We start from the raw sequence: 14535 nt of genomic DNA on the forward strand, positions 1-14535 counted from the left end.
TTAAGCCAAGAGGCCATCCGCAAGGATGGCCTTTTTGCTGTGTGCGAAAGAAAAAGATTACGCAGCTACGCTGCGCCCTTGGTACAGATACCTCTCCAGTAGCCGCGCCAGTCATCATCCGCCAAGAGAAAAGGCCCCGAAGGGCCTTTGATTAGGGTGTGTTTGCTTTTTTCACTTATTATTCGTTAATGCGAGCTACCTTGTGAGATCCCCAATCCGGTTTGCGAACGAACAAACTGGGCACGGAAGCGCTCACGTTCTTGCTGTCCGGCCAGAGAACTGTCGGTAACCGAGAACAGCCAAGTGCCGACAAAGGCCACGATCATCGAGAACAATGCCGGATATTCATACGGATAAATGGGTTTCTCATGACCGAGGATTTGCACCCAGATCGTTGGGCCGAGGATCATCAAGATCACAGCCGTCAACAACCCTAACCAGCCGCCAATCATGGCGCCACGGGTCGTCAGACGTGACCAATACATTGAAAGAATGATAATCGGGAAGTTGCAACTGGCCGCGATTGAGAAGGCCAACCCGACCATAAAGGCAATATTCTGTTTCTCAAACAAAATCCCCAGCGCTATCGCCACGATACCCAAGACCACCACGGTAATCTTGGAAACCCGCAGTTCGTCACGTTCAGTCGCTTTGCCGTTTTTAATCACGCTGGCGTACAAATCATGGGATACCGCAGAGGCGCCCGCCAGGGTCAGGCCGGCAACTACCGCCAGAATGGTGGCAAAGGCGACGGCTGAGATAAAGCCGAGGAAGAAGTTGCCGCCCACGGCATTGGCCAAATGCACTGCTGCCATATTGGTTCCGCCCAGCAGCGCCCCGGTCGCGTCTTTGAACGCTGGGTTCGGGCTAACTAACAGAATGGCACCGAAGCCGATAATAAAGGTCAGGATATAAAAATAACCAATAAAACCGGTGGCATAGAACACGCTCTTACGGGCCTCTTTTGCATCACTGACGGTAAAGAAACGCATCAGAATATGCGGCAGACCGGCGGTACCAAACATCAGAGCTAACCCTAAAGAAAGCGCTGAAATAGGATCAGAGACCAGTCCTCCTGGACTCATAATGGCGATACCTTTCGGATGTACCTTCACGGCTTCGGCAAACAGGGTATTGAAGTCGAAATTAACCGATTTCATTACCATCAGTGCCATAAAGCTGGCGCCTGCCAACAGTAATACCGCTTTGATAATCTGCACCCAGGTGGTGGCCAGCATGCCGCCGAACAGTACGTACAACACCATCAGAATGCCGACCAAGATGACGGCGACATGGTAGTTCAGGCCGAACAACAACTGGATCAGTTTGCCGGCACCCACCATTTGCGCAATCAGGTATAGCGCTACCACCACCAAAGAGCCGCAGGCGGAGAGCGTGCGGATCGGTTTTTGTTTCAGGCGGTAGGATGCTACATCCGCAAAAGTATAACGGCCCAGGTTACGCAGGCGTTCTGCAATCAGGAACAAAATGATTGGCCAACCGATCAGGAAGCCGATGGAGTAAATCAGCCCGTCATAGCCTGAGGTATACACCAGTGCGGAAATACCGAGGAAAGAGGCTGCCGACATAAAGTCGCCAGCAATAGCCAGGCCGTTTTGCAGGCCGGTAATTTTCCCGCCAGCGGTGTAGTAATCCTGGCGCGAACGGGTGCGTTTGGAAGCCCAATAGGTGATGTAAAGCGTGGCGCCAACAAACAGCACGAACATGACGATCGCCTGTATGTTCAACGGTTGGCGCTTTACTTCACCACCAATGGCATCGGCAAAGGCCATGCCCGGTAGGGCCAGCAGAGTAGCGGCAGACAGTAAACGCTTCATTTCTTCACCTCACGCAGGACTTCTGCAGTCAGGCGATCGAATTCGCCGTTGGCGCGAAATACGTAGATCCCAGTGAGTACAAAAGAGATTACGATCAGGCCAACGCCTACCGGGATCCCACGGGTAATGGTCGATCCTTCTGCGATCGGTGTACCCAACCACTGAGGATCGAAAGCGATCAATAGAATAAAGCCAACATACAGCGCGAGCGTAATCAACGAGAGCAGCCAGGCAAATCGGCTACGTTTACGCACCAGCTCTATAAAGCGCGGGTTTTCCTCAATCCCTTGATAAATGGTGTCATTCATCAGAGTGTCTCCAGTAGGTATTGAACGAATGCGCCGCGCTTGAAGCCGATCATCGGGTTATTTCCCCTTTGATCGGCCAGAGGCGGCGTAAATTATGACGGCACTTTCATTGATTGTTTTTCTTCCAACAGCTTGTCGACTACAGCCGGATCAGCCAGCGTTGAGGTGTCCCCCAGGTTGCTGGTATCGCCAGCGGCAATTTTGCGCAGGATGCGGCGCATGATCTTGCCGGAACGCGTCTTGGGCAGGGAGTCTGTCCAGTGCAGTACATCCGGCGTGGCGATCGGCCCTATCTCTTTGCGTACCCAGTTACGTACTTCGGTATAGAGCTCTGGTGAAGGTTCTTCGCCATGATTCAGTGTGATATAGGCGTAAATCGCCTGGCCTTTAATGTTATGGGGGATACCCACTACTGCGGCTTCAGCGATTTTCGGGTGTGAGACCAGAGCTGATTCGATCTCGGCAGTGCCCAAACGGTGGCCGGATACGTTCAGCACGTCGTCGACGCGGCCGGTGATCCAGTAATAGCCATCCTCGTCACGGCGTGCGCCGTCCCCGCTGAAATACATGCCTTTAAAGGTGGAGAAGTAAGTTTGCTCGAAGCGATCGTGATCACCAAACAGAGTACGTGCCTGGCCAGGCCAGGAATCGGTGATCACCAGATTACCTTCACAGGCACCTTCCTGCAGTGTACCTATGTTATCGACCAGCGCGGGCTGTACGCCAAAGAATGGCCGCGTCGCGGACCCTGCTTTTAACTCGGTGGCTCCAGGCAGTGGCGTAATCATAAAACCACCGGTTTCTGTCTGCCACCAGGTGTCGACGATCGGGCATTTACCGTTGCCGATTTTATTGTAGTACCACTCCCAGGCTTCTGGGTTGATTGGCTCACCGACCGACCCCATGATGCGCAGTGAGTCGCGCTTGGTGCCTTCAATCGCCTTGTCACCTTCGGCCATCAGGGCGCGTATGGCCGTCGGCGCGGTGTACAGGATATTGACCTGATGTTTGTCGATGACCTGAGACAGACGGTTTACGCCAGGGTAATTCGGGACCCCTTCAAACATCAGGGTAATGGCACCGCAGGCGAGTGGGCCATATAACAGATAACTGTGCCCAGTGACCCAGCCAACATCGGCGGTGCACCAGTACACGTCGCCATCATGGTAATCAAACACATACTTAAAGGTCATTGCGGCATACACCAGATAACCGCCGGTAGTGTGCAGCACGCCCTTGGGTTTACCGGTCGAGCCGGAGGTATAAAGGATAAACAGCGGATCTTCCGCGTTCATCTCTTCTGGTGGGCAATCGGCTGAAACACCTTGGGTAAGTTCATGCCACCACAGGTCACGCCCTTCCTGCCAGTAGCCTGGTTTGCCGGTGCGCTGGAACACGACGACATTGGTGATGCTTTTCACACCTGGATTCTTTAGCGCATCATCGACATTTTTCTTCAGCGGCACGGCACGTCCGGCGCGCAGACCTTCATCAGCGGTGATAACCAACTTGGAATTAGAGTCGATAATACGGCCGGCTACCGCTTCCGGTGAGAAACCGCCAAAGATAACCGAATGCACGGCCCCTATTCGGGCACAGGCCAGCATGGCGACAGCGGCTTCAGGCACCATTGGCATATAGATAGCTACGACGTCGCCTTTTTTGACACCCAGCTTTTTCAGCACGTTGGCGAATTGGCAGACATCGTGATGCAGTTGTTTGTATGTCACTTGTTTTGACTGGGTAGGATCGTCACCTTCCCAGATAATCGCCGTTTGGTCACCGCGTTCGGCCAGATGGCGATCGAGGCAGTTGGCCGCCAGGTTTAGCGTACCGTCCTCAAACCAGCGGATGCTGATATGGCCCGGATCGAATGAAGTATTCTTTACCCGGCTATAGGGTTTCATCCAATCCAGGATTTTTCCCTGTTCGCCCCAGAAGGCTTCTGGGTCTTGCACAGACTGTTGATAATATTGTTGATATTGTGTCGGATTAATCAGGGCGTGTTCTGCAATTGCAGAAGGAATAGCGTGTTTATGCACTTGGCTCATAGCTTTTCTCCTTGAAGTTGTTAATGATATGTCAACTGAAGGTTAAGTATAGTTTGCTCCGATTCTTTGTTTCTTTTTTGCGCGGCAGATCACGCAACGAAGATATTGATTTGTAATAGTTCTGCCTCATTTGCGTTGGGCATCTGCCTGCTTGGTGGGAGAAAAGGGTTAGATAGGAGCTTTTAGTCAGAAAACGCGATCTAAAGAACTAAAAAGAATAAACACTTCGGCGATAAATTCTTTCTATAGAGAATAGTAGATATACCACCGACTGAATTAACGCTCTTTTAAACCATTATGGAACATAGATTTTCATTAATATTCGATGTTGATATTAATGTTTTGCTTGTCAGAGGGTATTTATAACAAACAATCACTTTTGGGCCGTTATTAATTACCGATACTTATTATCCATTCCGGATAATTCTCATTTTTAAAACCTTTACGCAACATAATATAAACATCCTTGTTGGACTAAATATGCAAAATTAACGCATATTTTCTGATTTTAAATATCTCGACGCACGATAATTTTGTGATGCCTATCACATAAAATTATGCTGTTAATAACAACAAGTTATGTGGCTTGAAATGAATGCCAAACTTACTTTAGATTAAATTTTGCACTAAAGTCATATAAAACAAGGCTTGCAGACCATGCCACTCAGATGGTACAGATTTAGATAGCGGCACATTAAGGGCAGGTGATCGCTTCTTGGTTATTAACATAAGCCTGTATTAAATGATTAAGTGCTTTTTTCGTCGCGTTAAGATAAATACGACGAAAAGAGCCTTTGAGGACTTTTTGGGTATGAAAAGTGTAAAAGTCAGTCTTGCTTGGCAAATCCTTATCGCACTGGTGCTGGGTATTATTGTCGGGGCGGTGCTCCATAATCAAAGCGAGTCACGTGAGTGGTTGGTCAGTAATATTCTTAGTCCGGCTGGTGATATATTTATTCGCTTGATTAAGATGATTGTGGTCCCGATTGTTATTTCGACATTGGTTGTGGGCATCGCCGGGGTAGGGGATGCGAAGAAGTTAGGTCGGCTCGGATTGAAAACCATTATTTACTTCGAAGTGATCACAACGATTGCCATCGTTGTGGGGCTGACGTTAGCTAATGTTTTTCAACCCGGCCATGGCATCGATATGTCGACGCTGACTGCGGTCGATATCTCGCAATATGAAAAAACCACGGAACAGGTACAAAGTGGTTCACATAGCCTGGTGGCGACCATTTTTTCGTTGATTCCCTCAAACGTCTTTGCCTCAATGGCAAAAGGCGACATGCTACCGATTATCTTCTTCTCGGTGTTGTTTGGTCTTGGTTTGTCGTCATTACCCAAAGAAACCAAAGAGCCGTTGCTGAAGGTATTTAAAGCCATTTCCGAAAGCATGTTCAAAGTGACCCATATGATCATGCGCTATGCGCCGATCGGGGTGTTTGGTCTGATCTCAGTGACGGTCGCCAACTTTGGCTTTGCCTCATTGTTGCCGTTGGCCAAGTTGGTCTTGCTGGTGTATTTCGCCATAGCCTTCTTCGCCTTGGTAGTGCTGGGTGCAGTGGCCCGGCTGTGCAATCTGCGTATTTGGACGCTGATTCGCATCCTGAAAGATGAATTGATCCTGGCCTTCTCCACCGCCAGTTCGGAAACGGTACTGCCGCGTATCATTGAAAAGATGGAAGCGTATGGCGCACCGAAAGCCATCACCAGCTTTGTGGTGCCGACCGGTTACTCTTTCAATTTGGACGGTTCTACGCTGTACCAAAGCATTGCGGCCATCTTTATTGCACAGCTGTACGGAATTGAGCTCTCCCTGGGGCAGGAAGTCGTCTTGGTGGTGACGTTGATGCTGACCTCGAAGGGCATTGCCGGCGTGCCGGGCGTTTCCTTTGTGGTGCTGCTGGCAACACTGGGCAGTGTGGGGATCCCACTGGAAGGATTGGCATTTATTGCCGGCGTTGACCGTATCCTGGATATGGCGCGTACGGCTCTGAATGTAGTGGGCAATGCATTGGCAGTACTGGTGGTCGCAAAATGGGAGCACCAGTTCGACAGTAAAAAGGCGCGTGCTTACGAGCAGGCGTTCTTGTCCGGTGACGTCAAGCAGGTCAAAGAGTCTTAACAGCCACTTGGTTTGCTATGAAAAACCCGCCTTGTGCGGGTTTTTTGTCTTTATTCCGGTGAGGAATCAGCAGGCAGGTGCAGTGCCTTGAGCTGGCAAGAAGCGGAGCGGATCCAATGCGGTGGCACGATAACGGATTTGGAAGTGCAGCATCACCTTGTCGGTGCCCGTACTCCCCATGGTGGCAATTTTCTGTCCGGCTTTTACTTCCTGAGCGTTGCTAACCAGCAGGGTATTGTTATGGGCATAGGCACTGATGTACTCATCATTGTGTTTGATCATAATCAGGTTGCCATAACCTCGCAGCTGATTGCCAACGTACACCACGCGACCTTTGGCTGCCGCAAACACGGGCTGGCCACGGTTACCGGCAATATCAATGCCTTTGTTACCGCCGTCTGCCGTAGAATATTTACTGACGATATTGCCCTGAGTTGGCCAACGCCAGCATTTAATGCTGCTGCGGATTGGCGGTGGTGCCACTGCTGCGATTTGGCTGGTGGATTGTGTTTTGCGCGATTTGCCTTTCTTCGCCGTCGCGTTATTTAACGCCAGCTTTTGGCCAATCTCGAGGTTGTAAGGTTTGGGAATTTTATTGCGTCGGGCTAACTCACTGACTTCGCTGTTGGTGATCCAGGCAATATAAAACAGCGTATCGCCGCGCTTGACGGTATAGGTGTTGCCGTTATAGCTGCCTCTGGCTAATTGATCATAATCGCGGTTGTAGCTGTTCGATTTTTTTCCGGAGCCGCACCCCAATAATCCCAGACTGACCACGCACACGGCGATCAGCCGCCATACAGCGAATGTGCTTCCCATACTCAAATATCGTCCTTAAACGTCGTCGCGCTTCATAGTGATCTACATATAGTAACACCAACGGTCAGGTGGTCAAAAACGCCGCCATAGGCTAAGTTTTTTCAGGACTTGGGCTGCAGCGAGCTGAGCCCGCTAAGACACGGCATTTCTCGTGCAGCTCAAGAATTTTCATGGATTGGAAAAAATAATATGTACGATACCTTAACGCTCTCGAGTTATCTGGTACTGGCAGGCACATTATTAGTGGCTTATGTCATCTTTGGCATCGCTGGTTTTGGCTCTGCGCTGATCGCCAGTCCTGTGATGGCGCTTTATATTCCGGTGGCGAAAATTGTCCCTTTGTTGGCGCTGTTGGATATGTGTGCGGCTGTTATCAATGTCAGTCGTGATGGGCGTAATGCGCAATGGTCGGAATTGAAACGGCTGGTGCCATTAATGGTCATCGGCAGCCTGTTGGGGGCGGCTATCTTGCTGAAGTCCCGGCCAGAGATACTGTTGCTGGCGTTGGGGATTTTTGTCGTGTTTTACGCTGTCTATTCTCTCAGTGGCGTAAAACCGGTTCGGCAATTGTCGCCCAAGGCTTCAGTGCCCTTTGGTTTGATTGGGGGGATATTCAGCGCACTTTTCGGGAGCGGCGGCTTTATTTACGCGATCTATCTCAGTGGTCGAATTGAAAAAAAAGAGGCTTTTCGCATAACTCAGACCACGCTGATTGGTCTGAGCACTCTGACCCGTGTGATCATTTTTGCTGTTGCCGGTGTTTATCTGGATGTGGACTTATTATTGTTGGCATTAGCGCTGGTGCCGGGAATGTTGGTGGGTATTACCTTGGGCCGGCATTTCACCCTCAGAATGTCGCGTGAGCAGTTCCTCAGGATTATCAATATTATTTTGCTGGCTTCGGGGACCATGCTGATTGTCAGGTACTTTAGTTAACAATGATCGCGTGGCTGGTCGATGGAAAGTCCGAATCTCAGAAAGCAAAAAACCCGCCATAGGCGGGTTCTTCTAAATAGGGTGCCCGGACTCGGACAACCGGCGCTGGCGCCGTGTTGAACAACGCTTTAGCGTTGGCCCGCAGGGTGAGGCCTGTGGCCGAATAATCGAACGGAGTTCGATGGAGAGTCCGTATCTCAGAAAGCAAAAAACCCGCCATAGGCGGGTTCTTCTAAATAGTGGTGCCCGGACTCGGAATCGATGTATTGAGTTAATTTATTAAATTTTATGATTTATTTTTGGTTTGATTGTTTTTGTACCCTCAATTGTACCCTCTGTCCTTTTTGGTGCTGGATCGGGGGATTCAAACTCAGGAACGAGCGGGTAACATCGAAGGAAAATGCTTCGCTACAATGTCGTTCATTTTATCAAGCAGTTCTGGCCTTTTGAAGCTGATATGCGCAGTACCCTTCTGAAAATATTTGATCGCAAACATCTCATCCTCATAACGATTGCTGTGCCTGTTTTCATGGATATGATCGCCGAGACGACGGGTAACATCGGCGCGGTTGTCGGGAAAGGGTTGGCCGTCGAGGAGCATCAGCATACGCTCCAGGTCAGCCAGCCTGTCACGCTGCCACCCCCAGTTCAGACCAAATCCCCACCGGTCACATTTGACCAGCCCCGTGACGATGATTTTCCTGCCAAATTTACAGGGTGAGTTCGTCTTAAAATCCCACGATAAGCTTTTAAATACGTTGATGACGCCACGTTCAAATACCTCACCCTTGCTCTGATGCAGTAGCTCAAAGGTACTGAGAACATTCGCTTCGCTTACAACAGGAATGTCGTCCCCTTCAAGGTTTCGGTACCATTCATCACGGGCCTGAGCGTCCATGAGCGACAGCATCCCGGACTTTTTCATCAGATCCCGCCATATGCCGCGATCGAGACTGCGGGTGATAGCCTTCATTGCCGTTTCTGGTTTCTCCATCAGCCAGCAGCCGCAGCGAAAATCCTGCTTCATGGCCCAGTCCAGGGCCGTTTTACCGCCGATACTGCGGGTCAGCGACGAGATATCATTAAGTTGCTGGATCAGCGCTTCAATTTGCGCCAGCGCAGCGTTACGTCCGGTGACAATACGTTCGATACTGGTCGAGCAAATGACGTCAGTGTGCCTGGTTAAGACGTCGGGTTCAGTAGTAGCCTGTCCGGTCATTATTTTTTCCTTATATAAAGCAAAATGCCAGCCGGTGAGGGCTGGCGCTTATGAGTAAGTGATGAGTACGGTTCGGTGGTCAATCTGTACTGGCCTGTTGCAAAAGCTGAAGATGGTGGAGATCGCGAACGTTCTGTAATGCCTGTTCAACTCGGGGCAACAACTTTGCTGAATCGGTGTTGTCTTCGTCGTTGTCGAAGATAATCTCGCTGCCACAATCGATGTTGTCCTGCAGCCAGTCGATCAGAATGTTGAGAGCCGCTTCGGTGGTTAATTCCGGCATGTGAAAACCTTATGGAGATTGAGGTTGCGCTACCAGTCAAACGTAGCGAAGCCCGGCAGTACTTCGCCAAAGGCATCCAGATGAATGATGCCAGCGGAATAGCGACGGATAAGCGTCACCACCAGGCGACGACAGGCTTTCGACAGACCGAGACGTTTGAGGCGTAATACCGGAAACGACCACGCGCCCAGGTTGAGCAGATAACCCGAACCGGTGTACGAAATCCATTCAGACTCACCAAAGTCTTCATACTGGTGTGAAAGAGTAAACAGCAGAGCATTGTCTTCCTCCGTGATATGTGCGGTGCTGCACTGAATGCCGTTAACGCGGGCGACAGGCGAAAGTGGATCTTCAACAATCAGTCTTCCTGGCTCGTCAGCAACGCGAAGTAAATATCCGTTATCGCAGACCACATTAATCAGGTCGGCCAGTTCAATACCGTCAATATCCACGGCGATCCGGCCCGAATTCAGGGCCAAAACGTTAATGGTGTCGGCTTCTACTGTGAGGGACAGTCTCATTGCTGCCCCCCGGAAGAGCGTCCACTGATGGCGCAAGTCACTGCTTTATAGCCGGTACGTTGCATCAGGCCGGTGACCTTTCTGGCCCGGAGTATGTCAATAGCGCTGATGAACTGAGACTGATGCTGAATGGAGAAACCGGGGAGATCAATTCGTACCAGCTCAGATTTTTCAACGAGAAAATTGAGTGCATCTGCCAGTGAAATCCCGGCATCAATATGCTGCTGAATCACATTGCCATCACCAAACTGTGTGTCTTGAAGCAAAAGGCCGTAATGTCTTTCCAGCAGATATATAAGAAGTTGCTGCCAGATTTCAACGGGCGTCGGACGTGACGAAGCCTCCTGCGTGGAGGATAGTGGTTGGGTTTGCATAGTGGGATCTCTTTGTTGATGGGTTAAAACGAGGGAAAGTAGTGCGAAGGTTTACGCGGTTGCTTCAGATGGTGTTGGGTAAATCGCCACGTACACGTATCCATGCGAGCCGAGGCTGTCCGCCTCGCAGGTCAGCCCTTTTGCGTATAACGTGACACAGTGCTGATGGCGTGGAGTGAGTTCATCACTTGTGAGCATCAGTTCAAGTTGTTTCAACAGCAGCGGGAATGCCTGGTCAAGATGGCGTAAATCCGCGTCGCTGAACTGTCCGGTGATACTGGCACGGTCAGCGAGATAGTGCAGCCGGTTGTTCTCCTGCACCAGGCGAGCGCCAAAACAGGGCGTGATACTGCGTTTAAGCCCCCACCAGGGTTCAGCGATATCGTGGTTTGCTGCCGGTATTTTATTCGACAATTTTAGCCTTCCTTAAACGTGTGTTAATTCAGCGTGACGCTGCGTAATACGACATAGGGGCCGTTGCGGTCCTGACGACGTTCTGCGAAGACCGCGAGTACACCGCTGATATCCTGCACTTCCCGACCGGCGTAGTGGCAGACGCTGCCGGACCACGTGTATTTCCCGGTACAGAAGCGAAACAGTCGGGACTTAGGGTGCTGGCGGTATATCGCCATTGCCTGACGTTTACTGATAATTTTCATCGGGTTATTTTCCTGTTGTGCTACAGCCAGCCTTTCTCGGCAAACGAGGTGATTTCCATACCGCCGACCACCAGGTGATCCAGCAGACGGATATCCACCAGTTCCAGCGCCTGCTGAATACGTATAGTGACCTGCCGATCTGCATTGCTGGGGTCAGCAAGTCCTGACGGATGGCAATGAGCGACAATGACAGCGGCGCAGTTATGCTTCAGACCTGATTTCACCACTTCACGGGGATGGACCTGTGTATGGTTGATGGTACCGGTGAAGAGCGTTTCATGGGCTATCAGTCGATGCTGGTTATCGAGAAAGAGTACGGTAAACTCTTCCCGCTCCAGTGAGGCGAGCTGCAGACGAAGCCAGTCGCGGACAGCATGGCTGGAAGTAAATGACGCGCCGGGTTCACGTAGCTGACACTCCAGCAGGGTTAAGGCTTCCCTGACCGTCTGCTGGTCGGCAGGGGCTAATTCACGGGCAAACAACGGTAACTGTTGTTCCATCGCGGCTGACCTCAGTCGATGATGTGCATGATGGCGTTGCATTCCGCGTGGCTGAGCGCGTAGTCCCGCAGTCGGTAGTAGTGCGCCGTCATGGCATCGCATTCGGTACGGCACGCGTGGTGGCTGTAGGAGATAAGGCAAACCGCAATCCCAGCGGCTTCAGCGCTGAGTTCACCGCCGTTACCGTTCAGGGTATTGAACAGCGTCCTGGGTTCATTGTTCTCCGATTCCGGGGCCATAAACGCACCGCCGTTACTCAGTGTGTAAAACTGCCAGATGCCGCCGTTGTAGTCTGCACAGAAGCGGTCCATCCAGGCGAAGACGGTCGGTTCGAGGATTATCCACTGCGGTATGCTGCCGAAGTGCTGCGGCCAGAACCCCACGCGCTGCTCGTCCTGCACGAGGGTGGCGGTCAGCGAGGGTGAAGAACAGATACCGGCAGGTTGTGGTTGTAACGGGAGGGTATTGTTAAGGTTAATAATATCGGTCATGTTAGTTTTTCCTTGTTTATTTATCGGGTTGGGGATGTTGGTTAAGCCGGAGTGACGGGCAGGACTGCGCATAGCCATCCTCATCACAGCGGGAGGGCCAGTGACCTTCAGTGATGCTTAAGCTGCACAGGCTGAGTTCACCGGGACGATAAAGAAGATGCGAACACCATGCGCAGAGGTCGTCATCGGAGATGGAGCGGCAGCAGGGATTGTTCTCCAGGGAGTGCGGATAAGAGGGGGGCTGGCGGGCGTTATCGGGCAGCGGTGGCATCAGCTCAGCGCCTGCTGCAGTTCTTCCGCCATTACCCAGAGCGCCCGGTTGAGCTTAACGTCGCCGTCTATGCCTTTAACTGCGCGCGTCTGACTGCGTTTGCCTTTGGCGGTCCGTCCAGGCAGTCCCCCTTTCAGCAGGTTCTCCTGGCAACGATTGAAAACTGACCACAGGTCGTCCTGACGGTCTTCATAGCGTCGGGGCGTCAGTATCTGGGATGCCGTCACCGGCTGGTGCTCTTCACCAAAGCGGTACGTCAGCGCGGCTTTTGCAAAAGCCTGCTGTGCCGGTGGGGGAAGTAAAAGCGACTGCATGACATCCCGTTTTTCTTCAACCCTGTCAAATATCCCCAGCACCTCATAAGCCCCTTCAATGACTTTCTCCACCACATTGCCCTTATGCGGCACGCGCACCTCACCAAAGGTTTCGCCGCAGACAAGCCCGTTCTGGCAGACAAAGCGAAACAACCCCGGCAGCATCTGGTAGGAGCTGGAGCCGTCGTGACTGTTAAGCAGGATGATTTCGGGGACCTGTTTGCCGGTGATTTGCCCCTCACGCCTGAGGCGCAGCATGTGCTTTGTGTGGTCGCGTTTATTCAGGTCGCGCACGCGTGTCTGGCAGGCAAAGAACGGCTGGAAGCCTTCCCGCTGCAGGTTATCCAGCAGGGTGATGGTCGGGATGTACGTGTAACGCTCGCTGCGGGATGCATGTTTTTCTTCGCTGAAGACGCTGGGCACATAGTGCGCCAGTTCATCGCGGGTTAACGGACGGTCGCGGCGCACGAGGCTGGCAGCGCCAAAACGGCTGGCTAAGCGCATGGAAATTTCCTTTCTGAGAGACAAAAGAAAACGCCCCGCTCGGATGAGCAGGGTGTCGGTGGTGTGTAATACCTGTGTTGTGGCAGTCGTCAGGACGGGTTCGTCTGTTCTGCCCTGGCCGGAGCGGGTTCATTCGATGTTGCGGGAGTGCCGTGAATAATCTGGTGCTTCGCCAGCGCCTGCTGCATGTCATTGATGCAGTACGTGATGTAGAAGACGTTAAACAGCACGGTATAAAAGGCGTTCATCTTCAGGTCAAAGCGAAACGTGTTCAGCGCATAGTGACGCAGAGCCGTTCTCGCCTTAAAGGCCCAGACCACATACATCACTCCACTGGCCACTGAGAGCAGCCCGCTGATGGCCAGCAGGATATCGCCGGTTGAGTCATAGCCGTACGGGTCAGGCGCTGCCATAGCACCCAGCTGGCGGCTGAGCCCGAAACAGACGGTGAGCCATATAACAAACAAATTGCCGTAAAACGGATAACCCGTAGTTTCGCTGATGATATCCTGCTTTTTGTAGAGCCAGAGCAGCGGCCAGACGCCGCAGGTGGCCATGCTGAGCAGGACAAAATGCAGCGTACGGGTATTCAGCCGCTGGCTTAGGGTAATGATGTCGGTCATGGGATAATTTCCTTATCAGATAATGGCTTCAGATATTGAGTGCAGAAAAAGCGGTTGCCCTTACTGCCAGTTAAAGGTGTATGGTCCCTTGCTGGTCTGGACTGTCAGCTCCAGTGGGCGACACTGGGTGAAGTTACTGTTACTCGGTGTGGTGAAAGAGAACGTCTGCCCGTAGCCCAGACGTTTGTTCATATTCTTACCCCGGCCTGCGATGGAAATCAGGCAGATGCCCCGGTTGAGCGTGAGTGACTTAATGGTGATGTCGTTTTCCAGGCTGGTCAGGGTGAGCTGCCAGACGGGGAGATTCGGATTATTAATCAGATACGTTCCCTGTGAATTCACGGACAGAGGCGCAGTGTCAGCCAGGGCAGAGGCGCTTATGATGAGCAGCGTGGCAGTCAGTACATGTTTAAACATGAGGGTCTTTCCTTTCTGAAAGATATTTAAATTTATTGCCATTCTTGTATGGTGTAGGGGTGAATTTCTTCGAGTAAGGCACTACATCAGCTGTTTACCCACCGTCATCAGACCGGCCAGCCAGCCGATACACTGAGGACCCGCAAGCCAGAACAGCCGGGGTTTTAACAGGCCGCCCATTCCGCCAGTGGTATAGATGCTGTCCGGCATCAGCCACTGGCGCAGGAACGCGCCGATGGTCATACCGGCACCGGGACCGAGCGTCATCCAGAACAGATA

At 51.7% G+C, this 14535-nt stretch carries 17 protein-coding genes and 1 pseudogene; 2 read left to right on the top strand and 16 right to left on the bottom strand.

Going from position 1 to position 14535, the window contains the following annotated elements:
* Positions 1-185: 185 nt before the first annotated feature.
* The 3 genes from actP to acs all read right to left on the bottom strand — a co-directional run bounded on the left by actP (position 186) and on the right by acs (position 4197).
* Complete coding sequence (actP, locus tag AC2FCQ_RS24215) at positions 186-1838, bottom strand: cation/acetate symporter ActP (protein ID WP_265557188.1); 1653 nt, start codon at positions 1836-1838, stop codon at positions 186-188.
* A complete protein-coding gene (locus AC2FCQ_RS24220; protein WP_044553908.1) occupies positions 1835-2146 on the bottom strand; it encodes a DUF485 domain-containing protein in 312 nt (103 codons plus the stop codon). Before AC2FCQ_RS24220 ends, actP begins: the two co-directional genes overlap by 4 nt.
* Positions 2147-2238: 92 nt before the next feature.
* Positions 2239-4197 (bottom strand): acetate--CoA ligase, encoded by a 1959-nt coding sequence (gene acs / locus AC2FCQ_RS24225; RefSeq protein ID WP_265557187.1) that lies wholly within the window; start codon positions 4195-4197, stop codon positions 2239-2241.
* A gap of 811 nt (positions 4198-5008) precedes the next feature.
* On the opposite strand from acs, the gene gltP reads away from it, so the two are divergent.
* Positions 5009-6325 carry a glutamate/aspartate:proton symporter GltP gene (gene gltP, locus AC2FCQ_RS24230; protein WP_490309153.1) on the top strand — a complete coding sequence of 439 codons (1317 nt, stop codon included), beginning with the start codon at positions 5009-5011 and terminating at the stop codon, positions 6323-6325.
* Between the two features lie 66 nt (positions 6326-6391).
* Here gltP and actS read toward each other — a convergent pair whose 3' ends face one another.
* Complete coding sequence (gene actS, locus AC2FCQ_RS24235; RefSeq protein WP_209634246.1) at positions 6392-7144, bottom strand: amidase activator ActS; 753 nt, start codon at positions 7142-7144, stop codon at positions 6392-6394.
* Between the two features lie 189 nt (positions 7145-7333).
* Between actS and AC2FCQ_RS24240 the strand changes: the two genes are divergently transcribed.
* Entirely contained in the window at positions 7334-8080 is a 747-nt protein-coding gene (locus AC2FCQ_RS24240; RefSeq protein ID WP_209635255.1) for a sulfite exporter TauE/SafE family protein, read from the top strand.
* 370 nt (positions 8081-8450) lie between these two features.
* Here AC2FCQ_RS24240 and AC2FCQ_RS24245 read toward each other — a convergent pair whose 3' ends face one another.
* The 12 genes and pseudogenes from AC2FCQ_RS24245 to AC2FCQ_RS24300 all read right to left on the bottom strand — a co-directional run.
* Positions 8451-9299, bottom strand: coding sequence for a DUF4942 domain-containing protein (locus AC2FCQ_RS24245; protein WP_046051758.1), 849 nt, complete (start codon positions 9297-9299; stop codon positions 8451-8453).
* Positions 9300-9378: 79 nt separating this feature from the next.
* On the bottom strand, positions 9379-9582 hold the full coding sequence (locus AC2FCQ_RS24250; protein ID WP_046051757.1) for a DUF957 domain-containing protein: 204 nt from the start codon (positions 9580-9582) through the stop codon (positions 9379-9381).
* Positions 9583-9611: 29 nt separating this feature from the next.
* Entirely contained in the window at positions 9612-10103 is a 492-nt protein-coding gene (locus AC2FCQ_RS24255) for a DUF5983 family protein (RefSeq protein ID WP_046051756.1), read from the bottom strand.
* Positions 10100-10477: a TA system toxin CbtA family protein gene (locus AC2FCQ_RS24260; RefSeq protein ID WP_046051755.1), complete on the bottom strand. Its 378-nt coding sequence runs from the start codon at positions 10475-10477 to the stop codon at positions 10100-10102. The genes AC2FCQ_RS24255 and AC2FCQ_RS24260 overlap by 4 nt, the downstream gene beginning before the upstream one ends.
* A 51-nt stretch (positions 10478-10528) precedes the next feature.
* Positions 10529-10891: a type IV toxin-antitoxin system YeeU family antitoxin gene (locus AC2FCQ_RS24265; protein WP_046051754.1), complete on the bottom strand. Its 363-nt coding sequence runs from the start codon at positions 10889-10891 to the stop codon at positions 10529-10531.
* Between the two features lie 23 nt (positions 10892-10914).
* Complete coding sequence (locus AC2FCQ_RS24270) at positions 10915-11136, bottom strand: DUF987 domain-containing protein (protein ID WP_046051753.1); 222 nt, start codon at positions 11134-11136, stop codon at positions 10915-10917.
* 20 nt (positions 11137-11156) lie between these two features.
* Positions 11157-11636, bottom strand: coding sequence for a RadC family protein (gene radC / locus AC2FCQ_RS24275; RefSeq protein ID WP_046051752.1), 480 nt, complete (start codon positions 11634-11636; stop codon positions 11157-11159).
* A gap of 11 nt (positions 11637-11647) precedes the next feature.
* Entirely contained in the window at positions 11648-12127 is a 480-nt protein-coding gene (locus AC2FCQ_RS24280; RefSeq protein ID WP_046051751.1) for an antirestriction protein, read from the bottom strand.
* Between the two features lie 270 nt (positions 12128-12397).
* Positions 12398-13216 (bottom strand): DUF932 domain-containing protein, encoded by an 819-nt coding sequence (locus AC2FCQ_RS24285; RefSeq protein WP_046051750.1) that lies wholly within the window; start codon positions 13214-13216, stop codon positions 12398-12400.
* Positions 13217-13305: 89 nt separating this feature from the next.
* A complete protein-coding gene (locus AC2FCQ_RS24290; RefSeq protein ID WP_046051749.1) occupies positions 13306-13839 on the bottom strand; it encodes a DUF4234 domain-containing protein in 534 nt (177 codons plus the stop codon).
* Between the two features lie 60 nt (positions 13840-13899).
* Positions 13900-14256 (bottom strand): hypothetical protein, encoded by a 357-nt coding sequence (locus AC2FCQ_RS24295; protein WP_231854914.1) that lies wholly within the window; start codon positions 14254-14256, stop codon positions 13900-13902.
* Between the two features lie 81 nt (positions 14257-14337).
* Positions 14338-14535, bottom strand: a pseudogene (locus AC2FCQ_RS24300) (hypothetical protein); the annotation flags it as partial.

This window comes from Serratia sp. CoH_134_PS_4, assembly GCF_058190535.1.

Coding starts and splice junctions, on each gene's coding strand:
- actP (WP_265557188.1), bottom strand. CDS start 1,838: ATGAAGCGTTTACTGTCTGCCGCTACTCTGCTGGCCCTACCGGGCATG.
- AC2FCQ_RS24220 (WP_044553908.1), bottom strand. CDS start 2,146: ATGAATGACACCATTTATCAAGGGATTGAGGAAAACCCGCGCTTTATA.
- acs (WP_265557187.1), bottom strand. CDS start 4,197: ATGAGCCAAGTGCATAAACACGCTATTCCTTCTGCAATTGCAGAACAC.
- gltP (WP_490309153.1), top strand. CDS start 5,009: ATGAAAAGTGTAAAAGTCAGTCTTGCTTGGCAAATCCTTATCGCACTG.
- actS (WP_209634246.1), bottom strand. CDS start 7,144: ATGGGAAGCACATTCGCTGTATGGCGGCTGATCGCCGTGTGCGTGGTC.
- AC2FCQ_RS24240 (WP_209635255.1), top strand. CDS start 7,334: ATGTACGATACCTTAACGCTCTCGAGTTATCTGGTACTGGCAGGCACA.
- AC2FCQ_RS24245 (WP_046051758.1), bottom strand. CDS start 9,299: ATGACCGGACAGGCTACTACTGAACCCGACGTCTTAACCAGGCACACT.
- AC2FCQ_RS24250 (WP_046051757.1), bottom strand. CDS start 9,582: ATGCCGGAATTAACCACCGAAGCGGCTCTCAACATTCTGATCGACTGG.
- AC2FCQ_RS24255 (WP_046051756.1), bottom strand. CDS start 10,103: ATGAGACTGTCCCTCACAGTAGAAGCCGACACCATTAACGTTTTGGCC.
- AC2FCQ_RS24260 (WP_046051755.1), bottom strand. CDS start 10,477: ATGCAAACCCAACCACTATCCTCCACGCAGGAGGCTTCGTCACGTCCG.
- AC2FCQ_RS24270 (WP_046051753.1), bottom strand. CDS start 11,136: ATGAAAATTATCAGTAAACGTCAGGCAATGGCGATATACCGCCAGCAC.
- radC (WP_046051752.1), bottom strand. CDS start 11,636: ATGGAACAACAGTTACCGTTGTTTGCCCGTGAATTAGCCCCTGCCGAC.
- AC2FCQ_RS24280 (WP_046051751.1), bottom strand. CDS start 12,127: ATGACCGATATTATTAACCTTAACAATACCCTCCCGTTACAACCACAA.
- AC2FCQ_RS24285 (WP_046051750.1), bottom strand. CDS start 13,216: ATGCGCTTAGCCAGCCGTTTTGGCGCTGCCAGCCTCGTGCGCCGCGAC.
- AC2FCQ_RS24290 (WP_046051749.1), bottom strand. CDS start 13,839: ATGACCGACATCATTACCCTAAGCCAGCGGCTGAATACCCGTACGCTG.
- AC2FCQ_RS24295 (WP_231854914.1), bottom strand. CDS start 14,256: ATGTTTAAACATGTACTGACTGCCACGCTGCTCATCATAAGCGCCTCT.